Annotated in this window: 18 protein-coding genes and 7 pseudogenes; 20 read left to right on the top strand and 5 right to left on the bottom strand. The window is 60.7% G+C overall.

The features are described from left to right. Positions 1-74 precede the first annotated feature (74 nt). Complete coding sequence (locus G7066_RS09530; protein ID WP_166330704.1) at positions 75-812, top strand: TetR/AcrR family transcriptional regulator; 738 nt, start codon at positions 75-77, stop codon at positions 810-812. After that, positions 809-1,534 (top strand): SDR family oxidoreductase, encoded by a 726-nt coding sequence (locus G7066_RS09525; RefSeq protein WP_166330702.1) that lies wholly within the window; start codon positions 809-811, stop codon positions 1,532-1,534. The genes G7066_RS09530 and G7066_RS09525 overlap by 4 nt, the downstream gene beginning before the upstream one ends. 191 nt (positions 1,535-1,725) lie before the next feature. On the opposite strand, the gene G7066_RS09520 is transcribed toward G7066_RS09525, so the two are convergent. After that, complete coding sequence (locus G7066_RS09520) at positions 1,726-2,157, bottom strand: VOC family protein (RefSeq protein WP_166330700.1); 432 nt, start codon at positions 2,155-2,157, stop codon at positions 1,726-1,728. 124 nt (positions 2,158-2,281) lie between these two features. On the opposite strand from G7066_RS09520, the gene G7066_RS09515 reads away from it, so the two are divergent. Further along, the gene (locus G7066_RS09515) at positions 2,282-3,220 is read left to right on the top strand and encodes a VOC family protein (protein WP_244302888.1); all 939 of its coding nucleotides are present in this window, start codon (positions 2,282-2,284) and stop codon (positions 3,218-3,220) included. On the opposite strand, the gene G7066_RS09510 is transcribed toward G7066_RS09515, so the two are convergent. Continuing rightward, complete coding sequence (locus tag G7066_RS09510; RefSeq protein WP_166330698.1) at positions 3,217-3,828, bottom strand: VanZ family protein; 612 nt, start codon at positions 3,826-3,828, stop codon at positions 3,217-3,219. The two genes, G7066_RS09515 and G7066_RS09510, sit on opposite strands and share 4 nt — an antisense overlap. 208 nt (positions 3,829-4,036) lie before the next feature. On the opposite strand from G7066_RS09510, the gene G7066_RS16180 reads away from it, so the two are divergent. The 8 genes and pseudogenes from G7066_RS16180 (at position 4,037) to G7066_RS09470 (ending at position 12,113) form a co-directional block, all read left to right on the top strand. After that, positions 4,037-4,831 (top strand): DUF2510 domain-containing protein, encoded by a 795-nt coding sequence (locus G7066_RS16180; RefSeq protein ID WP_244302887.1) that lies wholly within the window; start codon positions 4,037-4,039, stop codon positions 4,829-4,831. Between the two features lie 143 nt (positions 4,832-4,974). Next, positions 4,975-5,613, top strand: a complete 639-nt coding sequence (locus G7066_RS09500; RefSeq protein ID WP_166330696.1) for a GntR family transcriptional regulator — start codon at positions 4,975-4,977, stop codon at positions 5,611-5,613. Beyond that, positions 5,610-7,134, top strand: a pseudogene (locus G7066_RS09495) (MmgE/PrpD family protein). The gene G7066_RS09500 and the pseudogene G7066_RS09495 overlap by 4 nt, the downstream one beginning before the upstream one ends. Further along, entirely contained in the window at positions 7,134-8,045 is a 912-nt protein-coding gene (gene prpB / locus G7066_RS09490) for a methylisocitrate lyase (RefSeq protein WP_166330694.1), read from the top strand. Before G7066_RS09495 ends, prpB begins: the two are co-directional and overlap by 1 nt. Positions 8,046-8,054: 9 nt before the next feature. Further along, positions 8,055-9,186 (top strand): annotated as a pseudogene (locus G7066_RS09485) (bifunctional 2-methylcitrate synthase/citrate synthase). 41 nt (positions 9,187-9,227) lie between these two features. Continuing rightward, entirely contained in the window at positions 9,228-10,388 is a 1,161-nt protein-coding gene (locus G7066_RS09480) for an acyl-CoA dehydrogenase family protein (RefSeq protein ID WP_166330692.1), read from the top strand. After that, the gene (gene mmsB / locus G7066_RS09475) at positions 10,385-11,293 is read left to right on the top strand and encodes a 3-hydroxyisobutyrate dehydrogenase (protein ID WP_166330690.1); all 909 of its coding nucleotides are present in this window, start codon (positions 10,385-10,387) and stop codon (positions 11,291-11,293) included. Before G7066_RS09480 ends, mmsB begins: the two co-directional genes overlap by 4 nt. A 44-nt stretch (positions 11,294-11,337) precedes the next feature. Beyond that, positions 11,338-12,113: pseudogene (locus G7066_RS09470) on the top strand (enoyl-CoA hydratase). Positions 12,114-12,133: 20 nt separating this feature from the next. On the opposite strand, the gene G7066_RS09465 reads toward G7066_RS09470, so the two are convergent. Continuing rightward, on the bottom strand, positions 12,134-12,547 hold the full coding sequence (locus G7066_RS09465) for a PIN domain-containing protein (RefSeq protein WP_205881420.1): 414 nt from the start codon (positions 12,545-12,547) through the stop codon (positions 12,134-12,136). Positions 12,548-12,644: 97 nt separating this feature from the next. Next, complete coding sequence (locus G7066_RS17910; RefSeq protein WP_425280723.1) at positions 12,645-12,809, bottom strand: FitA-like ribbon-helix-helix domain-containing protein; 165 nt, start codon at positions 12,807-12,809, stop codon at positions 12,645-12,647. 105 nt (positions 12,810-12,914) lie between these two features. Here G7066_RS17910 and argC point away from each other — a divergent pair, with 105 nt between their 5' ends. The 3 genes and pseudogenes from argC (at position 12,915) to argB (ending at position 16,048) form a co-directional block, all read left to right on the top strand. Further along, positions 12,915-13,988: an N-acetyl-gamma-glutamyl-phosphate reductase gene (gene argC, locus G7066_RS09460; protein ID WP_166330686.1), complete on the top strand. Its 1,074-nt coding sequence runs from the start codon at positions 12,915-12,917 to the stop codon at positions 13,986-13,988. Further along, positions 13,985-15,138, top strand: a pseudogene (gene argJ / locus G7066_RS09455) (bifunctional glutamate N-acetyltransferase/amino-acid acetyltransferase ArgJ). Before argC ends, argJ begins: the two are co-directional and overlap by 4 nt. 11 nt (positions 15,139-15,149) lie before the next feature. Then, positions 15,150-16,048 (top strand): annotated as a pseudogene (gene argB, locus G7066_RS09450) (acetylglutamate kinase). 1 nt (position 16,049) lies between these two features. Here the strand turns inward: argB and G7066_RS09445 are convergent. Next, a complete protein-coding gene (locus tag G7066_RS09445; protein WP_166330684.1) occupies positions 16,050-16,769 on the bottom strand; it encodes an MBL fold metallo-hydrolase in 720 nt (239 codons plus the stop codon). A gap of 134 nt (positions 16,770-16,903) precedes the next feature. Between G7066_RS09445 and G7066_RS09440 the strand changes: the two genes are divergently transcribed. The 6 genes and pseudogenes from G7066_RS09440 (at position 16,904) to dapC (ending at position 22,341) form a co-directional block, all read left to right on the top strand. After that, positions 16,904-17,428 (top strand): prepilin peptidase, encoded by a 525-nt coding sequence (locus tag G7066_RS09440; protein WP_166330682.1) that lies wholly within the window; start codon positions 16,904-16,906, stop codon positions 17,426-17,428. A gap of 69 nt (positions 17,429-17,497) precedes the next feature. Continuing rightward, positions 17,498-18,224, top strand: a pseudogene (locus G7066_RS09435) (HAD family hydrolase). After that, a pseudogene (locus tag G7066_RS17495) lies at positions 18,221-19,525 on the top strand (glycoside hydrolase family 65 protein); the annotation flags it as partial. The pseudogenes G7066_RS09435 and G7066_RS17495, both read left to right, overlap by 4 nt. Next, positions 19,417-20,802, top strand: coding sequence for a glycosyl hydrolase family 65 domain-containing protein (locus G7066_RS17490; RefSeq protein WP_341873785.1), 1,386 nt, complete (start codon positions 19,417-19,419; stop codon positions 20,800-20,802). The pseudogene G7066_RS17495 and the gene G7066_RS17490, both read left to right, overlap by 109 nt. Before the next feature lie 111 nt (positions 20,803-20,913). After that, the gene (gene fdxA / locus G7066_RS09425) at positions 20,914-21,234 is read left to right on the top strand and encodes a ferredoxin (RefSeq protein WP_166330679.1); all 321 of its coding nucleotides are present in this window, start codon (positions 20,914-20,916) and stop codon (positions 21,232-21,234) included. A 3-nt stretch (positions 21,235-21,237) separates the two neighbouring features. After that, the gene (gene dapC, locus G7066_RS09420; RefSeq protein ID WP_166330677.1) at positions 21,238-22,341 is read left to right on the top strand and encodes a succinyldiaminopimelate transaminase; all 1,104 of its coding nucleotides are present in this window, start codon (positions 21,238-21,240) and stop codon (positions 22,339-22,341) included. The last annotated feature ends 21 nt before the right edge of the window (positions 22,342-22,362 follow it).

Genomic DNA, 22,362 nt, shown 5'->3' with positions numbered 1-22,362 from the left:
GTTATGATTGTGGGAATTGCAAGAGCGGTGCTCTCTCGAATTAAGGGAGTTATGGTGGAGGCAGAATGGAATCCGTGAGCACACCCGAGGTGGCAGCTGGAGCAATGACCCCGCGTCAACTCGCACGTGAGCGGACAAAGCGTGAATTGCTGAGCGTTGCTCGACGTCACCTCCGAGAAGTGGGGCCCGCGGCGCTCTCGTTGCGTGCTATTGCGCGGGAGTGTGGACTGGTCTCTTCGGCGGTGTATCGCTACTTCGAAAGTAGGGACGCACTGCTTACGGTCTTGATCCTCGAGGCCTACGACGACCTGGGTGTGCACGCGGAGGCTGCTGAACGGCTCGTTGATCGGGGTGATCTTGGACAGCGGTTCGCCAGGACAGCCCAAGAGATGCGCGCTTGGGCTCTTAAGAACCCGCATCAGTACGCGCTTATTTATGGTTCTCCGGTTCCGGGTTATGCGGCTCCACAGATTACCGTTCCTTCCGCCGCGAGGGTGGGGACGGTGTTGTTTGGGATACTCGGTGACGCGTATGCTTCGGGGGTTCGTCCGCTCGTTACGCCTGCTCTGCGCGAGGCTGGGGGTGCCGTATCGCAGTTGCAGCGTGACTACTGCCCCGAGATTCCTGAACCGGTTGTAGCGCTTGGTGTCGAGTCGTGGGTGCGACTGCACGGGGCGATCTCATTTGAGGTGTTTGGCCAGTTCAATCAGATGGTGGCTTCTCCTGGCGATCTTTATGCGTTCATTATTGACGAGGAACTGGCTAGGCTCGGTTTCGGGGGTGGTGCGGAATCGGACGGGGGAACACCGTGAGAATCGCAGTTGCTGGTGGTACCGGTGTGGTCGGCAAGCACATCGTGCGGGTGGCTACAGATGCGGGGCACGAGGTGCTTGTGCTGTCGAGGACGAACGGCGTTGACCTTGAGAGCGGGGTCGGTCTTAATCTTGCTGGGGTCGACGTCGTGGTTGATGTTTGTGGGACCTCGACCACCTCTGCGAAGCGCTCGCGGGAGTTCTTCGAGCGCACCACTTCGAGCCTGCTTCGGGCAGAGCGAGAAGCCGGGGTTGGGCACCACATTGCCCTGTCGATCGTGGGTGCTGCTGGTGTTCCGCACGGGTACTACGCGGGGAAAGCGCTGCAGGAGCGGCTCGTTTCGTCCGGAGAAATTCCGTGGACGATCCTGCGCGCCACGCAATTCTTCGACTTTGCGCATCAGGTTGCGACTCGCATGGGACCGCTGGTGGTTGTTCCTGCGATCCGCTCCCAGCCGGTGTCCGCCGCGGATGTCGCTGCGCGGCTCGTGGGGTTGGTCGCTAGTGGACCTGTTGGTAATGCTCGGGATCTTGCTGGCCCGCGGGAGGAACGCATGGTCGAACTGACGCGCGCATGGTGGAAGAAGACGGGGGCTCCTGGTCGGGTTGTCGAGTTCCCACTGCCTGGAGGCTTCGGTCGCGCGCTGCGTGACGGTGCGATCCTTCCCGGTCCGGACGCACAGCTCACGACGCAGACGTTCGCGGAGTGGTTGCGCTCTTGAAGCGGTGCTCCAGCGGACCGGCCGTCCACCCACCCCCGCTAAATCTCGCCCTATTTTCTGTGTCTAAGTGATTTCGCCCAACTAGTTGCTTGTACAGCCGTCTGGTTAGGCGCAGAAATCCGGTTGAAAACGGGGTCCTCACAATTGCAGCGGCCCGTGAGCGGCGGTGCTGCTGATCCCGAGCTCAAGAACTATTCAGCAGAACCGTCAGACAGACTGAGCATCCAGTTCACGCCAAAACGATCGCGCAGGTCGCCGAACGTGTCACCCCAGGGGGCCTTTTCGAAGGGCATATGGATCTCCGCTCCCTCCGAAAGCGCGGTCCAGTAGGCCCGAAGCTGCTCGTCGTCGTCTCCCCAGATACAGACGGAACTGCCGCCGACGCTCACGTCGGGTGCGTCAGCCATGCTGTCGGGCATGTCTGCTCCCATGAGTGTGAGGCCGTTCGGGGTGTCAAGTTGGCCATGCATGATCTTGGATCCCTCGTCTCCGTCGCCCATGACACCCGGGATCGAGTCGTAGCGGTTCAGGATGAGATTGCCACCAAAGACTGAATGATAGAACTCCATTGCCTCGTGGGCGTTTCCGCGGAAACTGAGGTAAGGATTCAGATGGATTGACATGGTGGCTCCTTTTGCCGAATGCGCCGAACTCGGCGACGTGTCTTATTCTCCGCGTACAGCATCCTCACGGCAAGCCCCTCTTTTGGTCTTGCGAAGCAGTTGTGCTGGGTCGATACTGTGGGAGATGCGCAACGGTGTGTTTGGTGCGGAAGGAAACATCATGCAGAAGATCGTCACGAACATATGGTCGAACAGAAACGCCGAAGAGGCGGGTGCTTTTTATGCGGGGGTGTTTCCGAATGCTCGATCGTGGGTCGAATCACGATACCCGTTTGAGGGGTTACTTGAATTCCAGCAGGGTCTTGCTGGAGAACCGCTCACGGTTGGTGTCGACATTGACGGTGAGCGGATCACTCTTATTAACGCGGGTGATGAGTTTGCACCAAACCCCTCTGTTTCGTTGATGCTGAACTTTGATCCGCTCGATTTTGATGGAGATGCGGTTGCCGCTCGCGCACAACTTGACACGATCTGGGAGGCTTTTGCTGACGGTGGATCGGTACTGATGCCCTTACAGGAGTATCCGTTTAGTGCGCGGTACGGGTGGGTGCAGGATCGCTACGGGGTGAGTTGGCAGTTGATGCTGACTGATCCAGAGGGGGATCCGCGCCCCTTCCTGATTCCTGCACTCATGTTTGGCGGCCCGGTTCAAAATCGTGCGGCTGCCGCGGTTGACCGGTATCTTGAGGTTTTTGAAGATACGGAACTGGGTCAGCGTGTGCCGTACGGCCAGCCAACGGGGCCTGCGAACGAGGACGCCGTTATGTTCAGTGACTTTCGAATTGGAGAACAGTGGTTTATGGCCATGGATTCGGGCGTTGAACAAGACTTTTCATTCACCTGCGGTATGTCGCTTGAGGCTCGCTGCGAAGATCAAGCCGAGATTGATCGACTGTGGGAGGCACTTTCAGCCGTTCCAGCGGCGGAGCAGTGCGGTTGGCTCGTCGATGCTTTTGGCATGAACTGGCAGATCGTGCCCAAAAACATGGGAGAGCTCATGGAGCGACCAAACGCGTTTCAACATCTGATGCCGATGAAGAAGATCATCATCTCTGATATCTAGCGTGACAGCGGGAGAGGCATGTGGGTTCCGCTCTGGTGCAGTTGTGATCCGAACATATACACCGTGATAAGGACGAGTACGACCACTGTTCCGATGAGCATAATTCTGAGCAGCAGGACATCATTCTGTCTGCGGAATAGGCGGAGTATGTAGGGACAAAGCGCGACACCTATCAAACCACCCAGTGTGTTGTTTATCACGTCTGCCGTGTCTGTCGCACCGATCGCAAGCAGATATTGGATCGCCTCGAACGACAAACTGGTTCCCGCGATGATGCTCAGATGCCAGACCCCTGACCAGTTCGGTGCAAGGTACCGCAGATATATGCCGAAGGGTATGAACAGTGCGATATTTAGCATGACCTCACTGGGCTGGTTGGCCCCCGCAGACCCGGTGGCTATGTAGGGTAAAAGCTTGAGTGTGCGCTCGGACGCGTGACCGATCCAGGGAATTTCTAGTTCCCAGAGCACTGTCCAGATCAGTATCGCGAGGTATACACCGAACAGTGTTGCAAGGGCGTATCTGACGCGGCTTCGCGGAACCGTGAGAGTGCTTGGCTCATACGCGACGTGAGTGCGGGCAGGTTTTGGGGGAGTAATGACTGACACGTATTCAGTCTGAAGCTCGTGGTGTTGCCCGAGCGTTTGTAGATTTCGATATCTTGACGATATGCGATGCTTCTCGGTGAAATTCAGGGCGGCGTGCTTTGGTGTCATTGTTGCTCAAGATCTTCATGTGAACAAAGCCATGGTCAACCCCCAGGCAACGCCGCGCCGACACCGCGCTAATGTTGATGCGACACAGTAGGTTGAATCTATGAGTGAAACTCCGGGCGAAATAGATTGTCGTACCTTTCCTGCCGGATGGTACCCGGATGGGGTGGGCGGGCAGCGCTGGTGGGACGGCCAGCAGTGGACTGAGCACTACCAGGCCGGTGAAGCGGTCACAGGTGAAGGTCAGAGTAGTTTGAACCAGGTTCCGCGCCGGAAGTTATCACCGGCAGTAGCAATAACGATGATTGCTGCGATAGTTGTCGTTGTGCTCGGTGGCGCTTCCGCGCTCACGGTGGCGCTTCTGAACGGGGCACAGGGTGATGGCAAGGGCGTGGCCTCTGCTCCGACAACGATCCCCGACCCTCGGCCTATCCCAGAGCCAAACGAGCAGGATGTGGATAAGGGCGACTCTAACAAGTTTGACGGCGTCTTTGAAGAGCGCGATGAGTTCATGAAGGAACAGCAGCAGCCGGTGGGGGATGACCTGCTGTCGGCAAAGACGCCCGAGCAAAAAGCCCTCGTAGCTGAGGCGCGCGCACACGTTGAGCAGAACGGAAGAGAATGGGGTGTGGAAGGCGAGTCGCTTGTGTTGGTTCTTGCGCTCAATGCTTGCGAAACATCCATTCTGAACGGTCACGACATCAATGAATCAACTGTTCAAATGCATGCTGCCACAAGCCCCATCATTGCGGCTACTCTGCAGGGGGCGACTGAGGAACAGCGTGTAACTGCGACGACCGGGTTGATGAATCTCACCGTTACCGGAACCAGTTATCTGTGCCCAGCTGATACTGCGCAGTGGTCGAGTGCGGTGGATGCAACTGGCGGCAAGTGGTAGTCATTGCCGGACTTGGTGGTCGGCGGCAGTCCTCCCAAAACCGGGTGGCTTCGAATTTCTGTATACATAATTGGCTGATATGTGCGAGATGCTGTACTTATCCCTGTTTTGTGTATACATTGGGGTGAGTCAAAGGAGGTCGGATGCGGGCGAGTGAGCGGGCATACGCGGCGCTTCTTGACGAAATTCAGCGCGGGATCCTGCCGCCCGGAACTGTGCTCGGTGAGGTCGAGCAGTCGCAGCGCCTTGGAGTGAGCCGTACGCCGATGCGCGAAGCGATGCGGCGACTTACTGCTGATGGGCTGATCGCCCAGCAGTCGCCTCGTGTCACCGTCGTGACCGACTTCGATGCCGACGATATTCGCAAGCTTTTTGTGACCCGCCGCGCCCTCGAAGAAACGGCCGCGAGGATCGCCGCGACGCAGCCGGACCGCGACGTATTTGGTGTGCTTGCGCGATCCTTCGAGCAGACCGTTGCCGATGACGAAGGTGCGATCGACGCATACTACGCGCTGATCGCCGAGTTTGATGCTGCCGTTGACGTCGCCGTCGACAACGCTTACCTCACTCAGGGCTTGCGCGCGATCCGCACCCACCTGACCCGCGCGCGCCGTTTGGCGCGAGATAACAGCGCGCGCCTACAAATGTCAGTGGCTGAACATAACCTCATTGCACGGGCGATCGCCGACGGAGACGCCGAACTCGCTGCCCACGCCACCCACGTCCATCTTCACAATGCCCTCACCTCGATTCTGGAGTCAATCCGGGAAGGATCACAATGACTGTCAACCATCACGTTCGTGTGTACAAGAGTGAAGAAACGCTGCCTCGAGAGAGGCAGCTCGCCTGGAAAATCGCCGAGGTTGCGGCCGACCCTGTCGCAGTCGACGCTGATGTCGTCGACATGATCATCAACCGCATCATTGACAACGCCTCCGTTGCAGCGGCGTCCCTTACACGGGCCCCCATTGTGTCGGCTCGGGCGCAGGCGCTGTCGCATTCCGTTTCGAGGGGAGGATCCGGCTCAACGGTTTTCGGCTGCGCGATTTCCGAGAAGACGAGCCCCGAGTGGGCGGCCTGGGCGAACGGTGTCGCCGTGCGAGAGCTCGACTACCACGACACGTTTTTGGCTGCCGAATACTCGCATCCCGGTGACAATATTCCGCCGATCCTCGCCGTTGCCCAGCACGCGGGCAAAGACGGTGCTGCGTTAGTTCGTGGCATCGCGACCGGGTACGAAATTCAGATGGATCTTGTGCGTTCGATCTGCCTACACAAACACAAGATTGACCACATCGCCCACATTGGGCCGTCGGCTGCAGCCGGGATCGGCACGCTGCTGGGCCTCGATGTCGAGACGGTTTATCAGGCTGTCGGGCAGGGCTTGCACACGACGACGGCGACGCGGCAGAGCCGCAAGGGTGAAATTTCGACGTGGAAAGCGCACGCTCCCGCGTTCGCCGGGAAGATGGCGGTTGAGGCCGTAGATCGCGCGATGCGCGGGCAAACCTCACCGAGCCCGATTTACGAGGGCGAGGACGGCGTGATTGCCTGGATGCTTGATGGGCCTGACGCCTCGTACGAGGTTCCGCTGCCTGCCGCGGGGAGTCGAAGCGCGCGATTCTTGACTCCTACACAAAGGAGCACTCGGCGGAGTACCAGGCGCAGGCCTGGATAGACCTGGCGCGCAAGCTGCACAACGAGCGGCCTGAGCTGGGGGATCCCGCGAACATCGCGAGCATCGTGCTGCACACGAGTCACCACACCCACTACGTCATCGGCTCCGGGGCGAACGACCCGCAGAAGTACGATCCGAAGGCGACCCGCGAAACACTCGATCACTCGATTCCGTATATCTTTGCGGTGGCCCTGCAAGACGGCGGCTGGCACCACGTCGGCTCGTACGCCCCGAGCGCGCGGGGCGCGCCGATACCGTCGAACTGTGGCACAAGATCAGCACGGCAGAGGACGCCGAGTGGACGCGTCGGTACCACTCGACTGACCCCGACGAAAAGGCATTCGGCGGCCGCGTTGAGATCACGCTGACCGATGGGTCGACCGTCGTCGACGAGATCGCCGTTGCCGATGCGCACCCGCTCGGGGCGCGACCATTTGCGAGGGCGAACTATATTGCGAAGTTCCGCCTGCTTGCCGAGCCCGTTCTTGAGGCCGCCGAAATTGAGCGCTTCTTGGAGCTCGTGCAGCGGCTACCCGAGTTGACCGCCGCCGAGGTGAATGAGCTCACGATCATCGCAAAGCCCGGACTACTCGACTCCGTTGCCGCGCCGAAGGGACTGTTCTGATGCTGTACTCACACACCACTCCAGCAGACAAACGCCGACTGTTTCGAGAGCGGCTTGCGAGCGGCGAACTGCTGCGGTTGCCGGGAGCCTTCAACCCGCTCTCCGCGCGGCTCATCGAGCGCAAGGGCTTCGACGGTGTGTATATTTCGGGCGCGGTGCTCTCGGCCGACCTCGGGCTGCCAGATATCGGGCTGACCACACTCACCGAGGTCGCCGGGCGCGCACAGCAGATCGCGCGCATGACTGAGCTGCCCGCGATTGTCGACGCCGATACCGGTTTTGGTGAGCCGATGAACGTTGCGCGCACGATTCAAACCCTTGAGGACGCGGGTCTTGCGGGCACTCACATCGAGGATCAGATCAACCCGAAGCGCTGCGGGCATCTTGATGGCAAGGCGGTTGTTGACGAGGGCACGGCGCTGAAACGCATCCGCGCAGCGGTTGATGCGCGCCGCGATCCCAACTTCCTGATCATGGCCCGCACTGACATACGTGCCACACAAGAAGGGCAAGCTGGGATTGACGCCGCTGTCAATCGCGCGAAGGCGCTTGTCGACGCGGGGGCAGATGCGATCTTCTCTGAGGCCATGCGGACTCTTGAAGAGTTTGCGGCGATGCGGGCTGCACTTGACGTACCGATTCTGGCGAACATGACCGAGTTCGGCAAGAGCGAGCTGTTTTCGTCGCAGCAGTTGGCTGATGTCGGCGTAAACATTGTGATCTGGCCGGTTTCGATGCTGCGCATTGCGATGGGTGCGACCGGTCGGGCGCTCGATACGCTCAACGAAGAGGGGCACCTCACCGGCAAACTCAATGAGATGCAGCATCGCGCAGAACTCTACGACCTCATTGACTACGAGGGCTACAACCACTTTGATACAAGCGTTTTCAATTTTGAGGTTGCCAAGTAAGGAATTGACATGACTGAAATCGAAATCAAGAAGGGACTCGCTGGGGTCGTCGTTGACTACACCGCGGTCTCAAAGGTGAACCCGAGAGCAACAGCCTGCTGTATCGCGGGTACCCGGTGCAAGAACTCGCCGCGTCGCAGCCGTTCGAGGCCGTCGCGTACCTGCTGTGGAACGGTGAACTGCCGACGGAGCAGCAGCTTGCCGAACTACGCACGGAGGAGCGTCAGCACCGCGCCCTCACCGAAACTGTGCGTGCGGCTATCGATCTGTTGCCGCTCGATGCACACCCGATGGACGAGGTGCGCACCGCCGTCAGCGTCATCGGCGCGTGCGACATGGGTGGTTCAGGATCAGTGCTCGACGCTTCGGGTAGCCCCGAGCAGAACCTGCAGCGCAGCATCCTGCTGTACGCAGCGCTGCCAGCAATCGTTGCCTACGGGCAGCGTCGCAGGCGCGGGCTCGACCAGGTTGAGCCGCGAGATGACCTCGACTACTCGGCGAACTTCTTGTGGATGACCTTTGGTGAAGAGGCGGATTCTGTCGTCGTAGACGCCTTCAACCGCTCAATGATCCTCTATGCGGAGCACTCATTTAACGCCTCAACCTTCGCCGCGCGTGTGATCACCTCTACGCTCTCGGACTTGTACTCGGGGGTTGTCGGGGCGATTGGTGCGCTCAAGGGGCCGCTGCACGGCGGAGCAAACGAGGCCGTGCTGCACATCATGGACGAGATCGGCTCGGCTGATAACGTTGAGAACTGGCTCGACAAAGCGCTCGCCGAGAAGCGAAAGATCATGGGATTCGGTCACCGCGTCTACAAAAACGGGGACTCGCGAGTGCCGACTATGAAGGCGGCGCTCGATACCCTGGTTGACCACTTCGATCGTCCCGATGTTGCGGAGCTCTACGCGAAGCTCGAGAGTGAGTTTGTGGCTCGTAAGGGGATCTATCCTAACCTCGATTACCCTCCGGTCCCGCCTACAACCTCATCGGGTTTGACACGCTGACGTTTACGCCGCTCTTCATCGCTTCGCGCGTGACCGGCTGGACGGCGCACATTATGGAGCAGGCCGCATCGAACGCGCTGATCCGCCCACTCTCCGCCTACAATGGCGTCGAAGAACGGCACGTTGAGGCTTAGGTGGTGTAACCCATAGACTCAAGCTAGAAGGCAGGGTAGCCATGAACAGCACGTCACCAGAAGAGCGAAGCGCACTTGTACAGGCGGTTCGAGATTTTTCCCTGGCAGAACTCGCCCCCTACGCGCTAGAGCGAGACGCGGAGAAGATCTTCCCGATCGAAACGCTGCGCCTAGCCGGGGAAGTCGGTCTGGGGGGAATCTACGTGGGCGAGGAATACGGCTCTGACCTGTCTCGGGCCGACGCTGTTGCCATCTTCGAGGAGCTGGCGAAGGGCGATACGGCGGTCGCCGCGTACATCTCGATCCACAACATGGTGGCCTGGATGATCGACGCCTTTGGCAACAGCGAACAGCGCGCAAAGTGGCTGCCGGGTCTGGTCTCGATGGAGGATCTCGGAAGTTACTGTCTGACTGAACCCGAAGTTGGGTCCGATGCAGCCGCAATCTCAACGAGTGCGCGCCGCGACGGAGACCACTATGTGCTGAACGGCACAAAACAGTTCATCTCTGGTGCTGGCTCGACTTCTGTCTACCTTGTCATGGTGCGCACGGGTGAGGCCGGTTCGCACGGAATCAGTGCTGTGGTCGTACCGAAAGACACACCCGGCATGAGTTTCGGGCCGAACGAACACAAAATGGGGTGGAATGCGCAACCCACCCGGCAGGTGCACTTCGAGGACGTGCGAGTTCCCGTGGCCAACCGCCTGAGCCATGAGGGCGACGGATTCAGAATCGCGATGAGGGGACTGAACGGTGGCCGCGTGAATATCGGCGCCTGCTCGCTAGGAGGGGCACAGTGGGCCTTTGAGCGTGCACTCAGCTACGTGCAGGATCGGCAGGCCTTCGGGGCACCGCTCGTGGCAAACCAGTCGGTCGTGTTTGCTCTCGCTGACATGGAGACGGATCTGCAAGCCGCGAGGAGTTTGCTGCAGCGGGCAGCCCAGAAACTCGACAGTGGCGCAGCGGACACCGTTGCTGCGTGCGCACTCGCGAAGCGATTCGCCACCGATGCGGGGTTTAAAGTCGCAAACCAGGCCCTGCAACTGCACGGCGGTTACGGCTACCTGCACGAGTACGGCATCGAACGGGTGGTGAGGGACCTGCGAGTGCACCAGATCTTGGAGGGCACCAACGAGATCATGCGCTCAATCATCGGACGCACGCTTCTGCACGATCACCCACAACAGGGAGGCACACGATGATCACGATTGCTTTCATTGGACTGGGCCACATGGGCGGCCCCATGGCGGCCAACCTCGTGCGAGCGGGCACCCGGGTGCTCGGTTTTGATCTTGTTCCGGCCTCCCTTGAGGCGGCGCAGGCAGCCGGCGTCGAAATCGTCGCATCCGCCGCTGAAGCAGTTGCCGCGTCGAGCATCGTCATCACGATGCTGCCGAATGGTCGTGATGTGGTTGTGGCCTACGGTGACTCCGCATCCGGTGAGCCCGGGCTGTTGCACGCCGCCACGCCAGGAACCCTGTTTATCGATTGCTCGACGATCGCCGTCGATGAGGCGCGGACGGCCGCAGAGATGGCGGTTTCTGCTGGGCATCGCGCGCTCGACGCTCCCGTGTCGGGCGGAGTTGTCGGTGCGGAGAACGGCACACTCGCGTTCATGGTCGGTGGAGCGGATCGTGACTTTCTCGAGGCGAAACCCGTGCTCGACGTGATGGGCCGTCGGATCGTGCACTGCGGCGGAACCGGTCTCGGCCAGGCTGCGAAGGTGTGCAACAACATGATCCTCGCGGTGAGCCAGATCGCCGTGGCGGAGGCCTTTGTGTTGGCTGAAAGGCTCGGGCTTTCTGACCAAGCGCTCTTCGATGTTGCGAGTAACGCCTCGGGGCAGTGCTGGGCGCTGACCACAAACTGTCCCGTGCCGGGTCCGGTTCCCACGAGCCCCGCCAATCATGACTACGAGCCCGGCTTCGCGGGCTTCCTCATGGCAAAGGATCTCGGCCTCGCCGAGCAAGCGATCGAGCTGACAGGTGTCGACGCGAGGCTCGGACTGCTCGCGCGCGAAATCTATGCGGATTACGCAGCGGGAGAGGGCGCTCACCGTGACTTCTCCGGCATTATCGAAACGATTCGTGCCGCAGACGCCGCCTAACAAACCCCGTGTAGCGTGGGGGAGACCTTAGCGAAAGGACACCAATGTCGGAATACACCAGCATCATTACTGACGTGCAGAACCGCGTCGGGTACATCACCCTGAACCGCCCGGACGCGCTTAACGCGCTCAACTCCACGCTTCTGACTGAGCTTGTTGAAGCAGCGCTGGCGTTTGACGCCGACACCGAGATTGGTGCGATTGTGATCACCGGTTCGGAGCGAGCCTTCGCTGCCGGGGCTGACATTAAACAGATGGCCGAGCTCGGATTCAGTGACATGTATCTTGGGGGTCCCTTCCCCGGCTGGCAGGGCTTCGAGCGCATGCGCACCCCGTGATCGCCGCGGTTGCTGGTTTTGCTCTCGGCGGTGGTTGTGAGCTTGCGATGATGTGCGACATTATTCTTGCCGCCGACACGGCCAAGTTCGGACAACCCGAGATCAACCTTGGAGTGATCCCGGGCTTTGGCGGCTCGCAGCGCCTGCCGCGCGCGGTCGGCAAGGCTAAGGCTGCCGAGATGGTGCTGACCGGGCGTATGATCGGCGCTGAAGAGGCTGAGCGTTCTGGGCTGGTTGCTCGGGTGGTGCCAGTGGCTGATCTGCTCGATGAGGCTCGCAAAACCGCGGAAATGATCGCCTCAAAGTCGCTGCTCGCGGTGTACGCGGCGAAAGACGCGCTGCAGGCAGCCCAGGAGATGCCGCTGTCTGAGGGGCTTCGTTTCGAGCGTCACGCGTTCGCCGCAGCTTTCGCGACAGAAGACCAGAAAGAGGGTATGCGTGCCTTCGCAGAGAAGCGTGAACCCCACTTCAGGAACCGGTGATTTCACGGCGAGGCGGCGATCTATCCTCGCCACGGGTCAACAATATGGATTCCGAATCCTTCGAAATCACGAACGTTTTGGGTGGCAATCTTGCAACCGTGAGCCGCTGCAATTCCCAGGATTTGGCCGTCTTCACAACTGAGTGCACGACCACCGACTCTGGCTGCCGCAGCGAATTTAGCGTGCTCTATGGTCGAAGTGGAATCGTAGCTCAGCGTGCGAGAAGACATCTCTGAACACAATCTCTCGATCTGAATCTCAAGGTCGGTGCGGCGGGATCCCTGCGCCAAAAGACTGGCACCCAACCTCATCTCGAACACTGAGACTGCGGTGAGTGTCGCCTCAACGGCGTGGTTGCGAAGCCAATTGAGAACGGTCGGGTTTGGTTCGGTGCGCAACGCCTCAGACCACACGTTTGTGTCGATAATGATCATGCGGATCGAGGCATTCCTACTCAAAATCAATCAGTCGTGGAGCCTGCCGCTCAGGCAAGGGGAGGTCCGCACCCCCCCGTGCTCGTCGCGGAAACGCTCACTGTTGTCGATCCACCCGATAACTGGCCCGCGCGGCCGACCGAAACGAGGTCGATAAGGATCTTCCGAACCTCAGCCTCGAGACACCTCCCATTGTATGGGCACGCTCCCGAAGCTCTTCTTTCACCGACTCGGGAAGATTGCGCACGAGCAGCTGTGCCATCTTGCACTTCCTTGTTTGATATCAATGATCTCGCATGCTTTGAAGTTCTGGCACCCAAGGAGATGCCAGAATAGAAAGGGTTTGCGGCTAGATAAGGGAGCGTCGATGAGCTACAGCGTTGCGGTTGCGGGAGCCAGTGGGTACGCGGGCGGTGAACTGCTGCGCCTGCTCGCACAGCACCCGGAGTTTGAGATCCGCACTGTCACAGGGCACTCGAGCGCGGGCAGACCTCTTGTTGATTTACAACCACACCTGCGATCCCTCGCGCACCTCACACTGCAAGAAACGACACCGGCAGTACTCGACGGGCACGACGTCGTGTTCTTTGCGCTGCCGCACGGTGCCTCCGGTGAGCTCACCGCGCAGCTCACAAACGTGCGGCTCGCGATCGATTGCGGCGCAGATCATCGCCTCACCAGCGCTAGTGATTGGGCCGCCTTCTACGGCGGCGATCACCACGAGGCCTGGAGCTACGGGGTTCCAGAACTCATCATCGCCGAGCGAGCGGCAGACGGCACCCCGATCTGGACCCGCCAGCGTGAATACCTCGCGGGAGCCACGAAGATCGCGGCACCCGGTTGCAACGCCTCCACCGTTGCGCTCTCACTCGCGCCCGGCATCGCTGCTGGCGTCATCCAGGCGCAAGATATCGTCTCGGTGCTCGCGGTTGGTCCCTCGGGTGCGGGCAAGGCCGCCAAAACCCACCTTCTCGGTGCCGAACTGATGGGATCCGCGAACCCCTATGCCGTGGGCGGCTCGCACCGCCACATCCCCGAGATTCGCCAGGCGCTGCGAAGCGCTGGCGCGCAGGGCGAACCAAGCATCAGTTTCACACCAGTGCTGGTCCCGATGAGTCGCGGGATCCTCGCTACCTCAACTGCTCGAATCGCGCCGGGCGTGACCGCCGCGCAGGTACGATCCGCGTGGGAGGACGCGTACACGGCAGAGCCGTTTGTGCAGTTGCTGCCAGAGGGGCGGTTTCCGCGCACGGCCGACACCCTCGGTGCCAACACCTGCCTTATGGGTCTCGCGATCGACGAGGCTGCGGGTCGCGTCGTAATCGTGGCGGCCCTCGATAATCTTGCTAAGGGCACCGCGGGTGCCGCGATCCAATCGGCCAATATTGCGCTCGGGATCACCGAAACCACCGGACTCAGCGTGAATGGAGTAGCACCGTGACCGTCACAACCCCCAAAGGTTTTCGTTCGGCGGGCATTGCTGTCGGGCTCAAGAGCACGGGCAAGCCCGACCTCGCGCTCGTCATCAACGACGGACCGCAGCGGGCGAGCGCTGCCGTCTTCACGAGCAACAGGGCGCAGGCCAATCCGATTCTCTGGAGCCGAAAGGTTGCGCACGAGGGCCCGGCCCGCGCGATCATCTTGAACTCCGGGGGAGCAAACTGCTTCACGGGCGACTTTGGCTACGAAACGACTCGATTGACGGCAGAGGCCGTCGCCGCAGAAATCGGCGCTGATTCCGAAGAGATACTCGTGTGCTCAACAGGTCTCATTGGTACGGGCGACCAGGTGTTTCGTGACAAGATCGTCGGCAATGTTCCGGCACTTGTCGCGGCCCTCAGCGATGCTGACACAACAGCGCCCGCGGCGATCCTGACCACCGACTCCGTTGAGAAGACGGCGGTGCATAGCGGCAACGGCTGGACCATCGGGGCGATGGCAAAGGGCGCGGGTATGCTCGCGCCCGGGCTCGCCACGATGCTCGTTGTTATCACCACTGATGCGCTGCTCGGATACGAAGCGCTCGACCGGGCGCTGAGGGGAGCGACCGCCACCAGCTTCGACCGACTCGACTCCGACGGTTGCATGTCGACCAACGACCAGGTGACGCTGCTCGCGAGCGGCGCGTCGGGGGTCACCCCGATGAGGTTGAGTTTGCGGCAGCGCTCGCCGCCGTCTGCGATAGCCTCGCTGCACAGCTGCAGGCCGACGCCGAGGGCGCCAATCACGACATCGACATCGAGGTGCTCGGGGCTGCCAGCGAGGCCGACGCGATTGAGGTCGGCCGATCCGTCGCGCGAAACAACCTGTTCAAGGCGGCGATCTTCGGCAACGATCCAAACTGGGGGCGCGTGCTCGCGGCGATCGGCACGACCGAGGCTGTGTTTGATCCGTACCAGGTAGACGTCAGTTTCAATGGTGTGCGGCTGTGCCATGCGGGTGCGCCCGATCGTGCGGTGGAAGAGTGCGACCTCACTCCGCGCAAGACTCATGTGCGCATCGAGCTGTTTGTGGGTGAGCACTCCGCCACCATCCGCACCAACGACCTCACGCACGACTACGTGCACGAGAACAGCGCGTACTCGAGCTAGGGGCCAACACATTGTCAAAGACTAGAGAAATTGACCACGAGCAAGCCGCAGCGAAGGCCGGAGTGCTCATCGAGTCGCTGCCGTGGCTCAAGAAGTTTCGCGACGCGATCATGGTGATCAAGTTCGGTGGCAACGCCATGGTGGATCAGGAGTTGCTGAAAGCATTTGCCGAGGACGTTGTGTATTTGAGGCACACGGGGATTCGCCCGGTTATCGTGCATGGGGGTGGCCCCCAGATCAACGCCATGCTCGCGCGGCTCGGCATCGAGAGTAAGTTTCAGGGCGGCTACCGGGTGACGACCCCGAAACTATGGATGTCGTGCGTATGGTGCTCACCGGCAAGGTAAACCCCGAACTGGTCGATGAGATCAACGCGCACGGCCCCTTGGCTGCTGGCACGACCGGCGAAGATGCGGGGCTGTTCATCGGAAAGCGGCGCCCCCCAATTGAAGTTGACGGTGAGACGGTGGATCTTGGTCTCGTCGGTGACGTGGTCGGTGTGCGGGTGGACCCTGTGCTTGCGCTGCTTGAAGCCGGGCTGATTCCGGTGGTGTCTTCGATTGCCCCCGATGTGGATCGGCCCGGGGATTCGTTGAATATCAACGCCGATGCGGCTGCTGGCGCTCTTGCCTCTGCCCTTGGCGCCGAGAAACTGGTTATCTTGACTGACGTCGCGGGACTCTATGCAAATTGGCCGGACCGTGACTCGCTCGTATCTTCGCTCACAGCTAGCGAACTTGAGACGATGCTGCCGAGTTTGGAATCGGGCATGATCCCCAAAATGCGGGCCTGCCTCGATGCCGTGCGCGGTGGGGTCAACAAAGCCGCGATTATCGACGGTCGCGAGCCACACTCGGTGCTGCTTGAGATTTTCACGGAGAGTGGAATTGGTACCGAGGTGACGCGCTAGGTCACACGGCGAAGGGAACCCGTGCTTCTCGGATCAGCCGGTGAGCATCCTTGAGGATCGGATTTCCGAGCCCAAACCCCGCGATCTGAGCCCCCGTGTCGGCAATGATTTCGAGAGACTGCTGTGCTGCTTTCCTGTCGGTATTGAATACACCGAGGATCACCTCACCATTGAATTCAGCAACGGCATCGCCGGTGAGTACTGCGTTCGCGGCGGGCAAAAAGAGCGAGATGCTGCCGGGAGTGTGTCCCTGTGTCTCAAGGACCCTGGTGCCACCGGCGAAATCGAGCAGGTCGCCGTTGCGAACCTCTCGACCGACGTGACACAGAGGACCGTGTGGCGGCTCCTCAGACTCGGCATGAATGGTGCGTTCCGACGTTGTGAGCATAGGGAGTGGACCAGCGGAAGTCCCTGCGACGAACGGCGCGTCGAGAGCACCCGCAACGACCTCAACGTCTCCCCACCCCGCGATCTCGGCGGCCGACCCCGTGTGATCCTCGTGAAAGTGCGTCAAAACGATGCGCACTACGTCTGAGCGGGACCGACCGAGCTGGGCTAGCGCGCTTTCGAAGAGGGGCGCACTGCCGGGCCAACCGGTGTCGATGAGCGTGACCTCATCGTCCTCTAGCCAGATATAAGCATTCAGCAGGTGGGCTGGTCCTCCAGGAATGAGTAAACGGTGGAGGTTTGCGGTGAGCCGTGAGAGCTGAAGATCGACCATGCACTCAGGCTAACTTTGCAGGGATACGCGTGGAACGAATTTCGCTCTCGCCAGAATCTTTCTCACGACTCTGACATCGTTGCGGGTCTGTGGATAACTTAAGCGTCGATTTGCGTCGCGTGTCAGTCTGGGGCATGACTTTTGCAGCGGTGGTCGAAACGATGTTCTTGGCGATTGCGCAGCTGTGGTTTGCGGGATTGTCGCTGGCTGTCGTCGTGAGCGATGTCGGGTGGCGCAGGATCCCGAACCGGGTTGTGCTGCCCGCGATTCTTGGGCTGCCCGTGCTCTTTACAGCACCCCTGGTCTCGGCGCTGCTGCAGCTCGCTGCCTCGGAGGTTGAGCCGCGGTTACAGAAGCTGCTGCACGGAATTGAGGGCGCGCTTGTGCTCTTTGCTGCCTACCTGGTGCTTGCCTGTTTGGGAGGTGTGGGCGGGGGAGATGTGAAGCTCGCGGCTGTCTTGGGGCTCGTGCTCGGTTACTTCGGCGGGTGGGGTGCGGTGACGGTGGCCACGGTGTTGGCTTGGAGCGCCGCGGGAACCTGGATACCTCTCTCGAGATTGGTGCGCCGTCGCGCCCACGGGGGCTCCCGAGGTCCACCGAATCTGCCCTTTGCGCCGTTTCTGATAGGGGGCGCGTGGGTTGCCCTGCTTGCTTATTAGTTTCAAATACTCACCTCGCGCTCAGCCGAACGAGTACCAAGGTGCGTTGAGGATGGTTAGCCTGGAGGGGTGACTAGCGACGCATTGAAACTCTTCGAGCCAAACGCTTTCGATGCGTTTCTCTTCGACCTTGACGGGGTGATCACCCCGACCGTTGACGTGCATCGCCGGGCGTGGCAACAAACCTTCGACGCGCTCTTTGAGCACCTAGGTCGGCCGCCCTACCGGGAGGCCGAATACTTCGAATCGCTCGACGGTCGGGCGAGGTTCGAGGGGTCTCGACCTTGCTCGCAGAGCGAGGCATCACACTGCCCGAGAGCGGTGGCACCGAGTGGCAGGAAAGCGTCCAGGGCATTGGCAACCGCAAGAACCAGGTTTTCACCGAGGTGCTGGCGCGAGACGGAATCACCGGGTACCCGGGAAGCGTGCGCCTGCTTGACCAACTGGGTGAGCAGGGCAAACCACTCGCCATTGTGTCGAGCTCGCGCAACGCCGAACCGGTATTGCGGGCGGCTGGGCTGAGAGAAAGGTTTCTCGCGGTGGTTGATGGGGTGGTGGCTGCTCAGGATCGGCTGCCGGGCAAGCCGGCTCCCGACACCTTTTTGCGCGCTGCTGAACTTCTCGGTGTGGCCCGGAGAAGACTATTGTGTTCGAAGACGCGATCTCGGGAGTGGAGGCTGGGCGCGCGGGTGGGTTTGGACTCGTTGTGGGAGTTGAACGTGGCGCAGGGAAAACCGCGCTTCTTCAAGCTGGAGCGCACCTCGTGGTGCAGGACCTAGAGGAGTTGACACGATGAGTGCTGAGTGGCTGGGTCCAGAGTTTTCTGAGCCAGAATGGCCGACGCCCGCGCCTGAAGTGTTAGACGCGCCGGTAAATGAGCTTCATCGCGATTTTGGCGACGATCCCTGGCGACTCGTTGTCTCGGGAATCGACCCCGCACTTGCGGGCCAAGATGAAACCGTCTTTGCGCTCGGAAACGGATACCTCGGTATGCGAGGCAACCACGAAGAAGGCTTGCCTCTCGGCAGTCACGGCACCTTTATAAACGGGCTGCACGAGACCTGGCAAATTCGGCACGCTGAGATGGCGTACGGCTTTGCCGAACAGGGGCAAACCATCGTGAATGCCCCGGACGCGAAGAGCATCCGCATCTATGTCGACGACGAGCGGCTCAACCTGCAATCGTCCGACATCCTGGACGTGCAGCGGATACTCGACCTGAAAAATGGCACCCTGACGCGCTCGTTGCTGTGGCTCACCCCGACGGGCAAACGGGTGCGCGTTGATTCCCGCCGCATGGTGTCGTTCGAATCGCGGCACATGGCGACGATCGAATTGCGCGTCACTGTGCTCGACGCGGATGCAGAACTCACGGTGAGCAGTCTCATTATCAACCGACAAGATGTTGGCCGAGTGCAACCCGAAGAACCTGCCGCTCCCGGAATCGCGGACCCTCGCAAAAGTGAGACCTCGAACGAGCGTGTGCTTGATCCCGGTCCAACGCACGGAGATGACAACCGCAGCGTGCTGAGCTTTCGCGTACACAACTCCAGCATGGGGCTCGGAATCGGTGTTGATCACCTGTTCGAGTCGGAAGACGGCGGCAGCTGGCGGCGCCAGGTCGAGTCGACGGGTGACCGTGTGCGACACATGTTCCAGGGTGTAGCGCGCCAGGGGCAAACTGTGCGGCTTGTGAAGACGCTCGCGTACCACTCCTCCGCAACGGCCGTACTCTCCGAACTCATTGACCGCTGTGTCCACACGCTCGATAAGGTCGCAGCTGAGCCAGAAGAGGAACGCTGGGACCGTCAGCGTCACTTTCTTGATGCTTTCTGGGATCGCAGCGATGTGCGTGTCGACGCCGAACCGGGGGTGCAACAGGCCATTCGCTGGAATCTCTTCCAGCTTGCCCAGGCATCGGCACGCGCAGACGGTCGCGGAATCGCGGCGAAGGGGCTGACGGGCTCGGGATACGGCGGCCACTACTTTTGGGATTCCGAAATCTACGTGCTCCCGTTTTTGACGTACACCTCACCTTTCTGGGCCAGGAACGCACTTCGGGCGCGCGAACACATGCTGCCGCAGGCCCGTCGCCGAGCTGTCATGCTGAACGAAGAGGGGCACTCTTTCCCTGGCGCACCATCAACGGGGAAGAGGCCAGCGCCTACTATGCGGCGGGCACGGCTGCCTACCACATCAACGCCGACATCACCTATGCACTCGCGCGCTACGTATCAGCAACGGGTGACCTTGAGTTCATGCGTTCGGACGTGGGAGACATTCCCATCGAGACCGCTCGGCTGTGGTGCAGCCTTGGCTTTTGGCGCGACAATATCGACGGCACGCGCAGTTTTCACATCCACGGTGTTACTGGCCCGGACGAGTACACGGCCGTTGTGAACGACAATCTGTTCACGAATGTGATGGCTCGATTCAACCTGCGTTTTGCCGTCGAGACTGTGCGCCGGCTGCAGCGGGAAGATCCCGAAACCTACGCCGCCATGATTGAGCGCCTCAGTTTTGATCCCGCGGAGGCTGACGAGTGGGCGCGCGCAGCTGACGGGATGTGTGTGCCGTACTCCGACGAGGTAGGGATCCACCCTCAAGATGCTCACTTTCTCGAGAGGGAGATGTGGGATCTGGAGGCCACACCTCCCGAACAGAAACCCCTGCTGCTGCACTTTCACCCACTTGTGATCTACCGTTTCCAGGTGATCAAGCAGACCGATGTGGTGTTGGCGCTGTTGCTCGCGAGTGACGAGTTCACGAGACCTGAGAAGCGACGGGACTTTGAATACTACGACGCGCTTACTACGGGGGACTCGACACTTTCGGCCGTTGTGCAGTCCGTGATTGCTGCAGAGGTTGGCTACCGCGAGCTTGCCTATCGCTACTTCTCACACTCGCTGCGAGTCGACCTCGATGACCTGCACCAGAACTCCGCGGACGGCGTTCATATTGCGTCAACCGGTGGCGTCTGGATGGCACTGGTACAGGGCTTTGCGGGCATGCGAGACGCGGGTAGGCAGCTTCGTTTCGACCCGCGCCTTCCCGCACACTGGGGATCGCTCTCGTTCAAGCTGGAGTGGCGAGGATCACGCGTGCGGGTCACGCTCGAACAGCAACGCATCACCTTTGAACTTGTGGAGGGAGACGGCCCGCTGTTCGTAGAGGTGCGCGAACAAACTGTCGAGGTTCGTGCGGGGTCGCTTAGCGAGGTCTTGCTTGAAGATCAAGGCCCCGACCTAGGGGTGTTTCGTGGACTCTCGGCCGGTATCTTGCCGCGTGAGGGTGATACCGGTGTGGTGCCAGACTTGGCCGTAGAAGTGCCCATTGTGACAACGTCGATCCCGATCCGGGTCCCCGAAGAGTAAAGCAACCCTGATGCAACCGTGTCGCATCCAAACCCGTACCCGGCTGCGCGGGTAGACTGGTTCCATTCGCCCAGCGCTCGCCGCCGGGCCCGAGACGAGAGGTGGGGCGTCGTGACCTATGTGATCGCACTTCCATGCGTGGACGTGAAGGATCGCGCGTGCGTGGATGAGTGTCCGGTGGACTGCATTTACGAGGGTGAGCGCTCGCTGTATATTCACCCCGACGAGTGTGTTGACTGCGGTGCCTGCGAGCCCGTTTGCCCCGTCGAGGCGATCTACTACGAAGACGATCTGCCGAGCGAGTGGTCTGATTATTACAAGGCCAACGTCGAGTTCTTTGACGAGATCGGCTCCCCAGGCGGTGCGGCCAAGGTTGGCGTCTACGACTTCGACCACCCGGTCATCGCGGCGCTTCCGCCGCAGGGGGATTAGCCCGTGCGGGGTCCGCTGCCCGATTACCCCTGGGACGCGATGGAACCGTATCTGGCTGAGGCTGCGCTCCACCCGCAGGGCGCGCTGAATCTCTCCATCGGTTCTCCGGTTGATCCAACCCCGGAAAGCGTGCGTGCGGCCCTCGCCGCCGCAACCGACGCGCACGCCTATCCGGCTACCGCGGGAACCCCCAGACTGCGCGAAGCTATCGCTGAATGGTTTCTGCGCAGGCGAGGTGTCGTGGTTGCCCCTGAAGCGGTGCTTCCCACAATTGGTTCAAAAGAACTTGTGGCTCTACTTCCATTTTTGCTCGGGATCGAGCGCGGCGAAGCCGTCGTGTTCCCTCGTATTGCTTACCCGAGCTATGCGATGGGAGCTGCGCTCGTCGGTGCTGACGCGATTGCGGCGGATGACCCCGCTGAGTGGCCTGAGAACACTCGCCTGGTGTGGATTAACTCGCCATCGAACCCTGATGGTCGTGTAAAAGACGTTGTCGATTTACAGGCCGCCGTTGAACGCGCCCGCGAACTTGGTGCTGTCATTGCCGGAGATGAGTGCTATGCCGAGTTCGGGTGGGAGTCTCCTTGGGACACCGAACGGATCCCGTCGATCCTTGATCCGCGCGTGGTAGGCGACGATCACACCGGTGTGCTCAGCGTGTATTCGCTCAGCAAACAGTCCAACCTTGCGGGATATCGTGCGGCGTTTCTTGCGGGTGATCCCGAGCTGGTCGAGAAGCTGCTTACTGTGCGCAAACATGCTGGACTCATGCAACCTGCGCCCGTACAAGCGGCGATGGTGGCGGCATTGGCTGACGAAACCCACGTCTCGGAGCAGCTTGCCCGATACCGAGCGCGGCGCGAGATCCTCGCCCCTGCACTCACGGCTGCTGGTTACCGCATTGAGGGGAGTGACGCGGGGCTGTATCTCTGGGTCACACGCGGCGTTGATGCCTGGGAGAGTGTCGCCGATTTCGCGAAACTGGGCATTGTGGTTGGCCCCGGTCACTTCTACGGAGACAATTCTCCGCAGCACGTGAGGCTCGCACTGACCGCGAGCGACGAACACGTTGCGGCCGCGGCAGCGCGCATCTCGGCGAGTCTCTGAATCGACATTTTGCTCGACGTC

Source organism: Leucobacter coleopterorum (genome assembly GCF_011382985.1).
Lineage (GTDB): Bacteria > Actinomycetota > Actinomycetes > Actinomycetales > Microbacteriaceae > Leucobacter > Leucobacter coleopterorum.
This window is presented reverse-complemented; position numbering and strand designations above follow the sequence as displayed.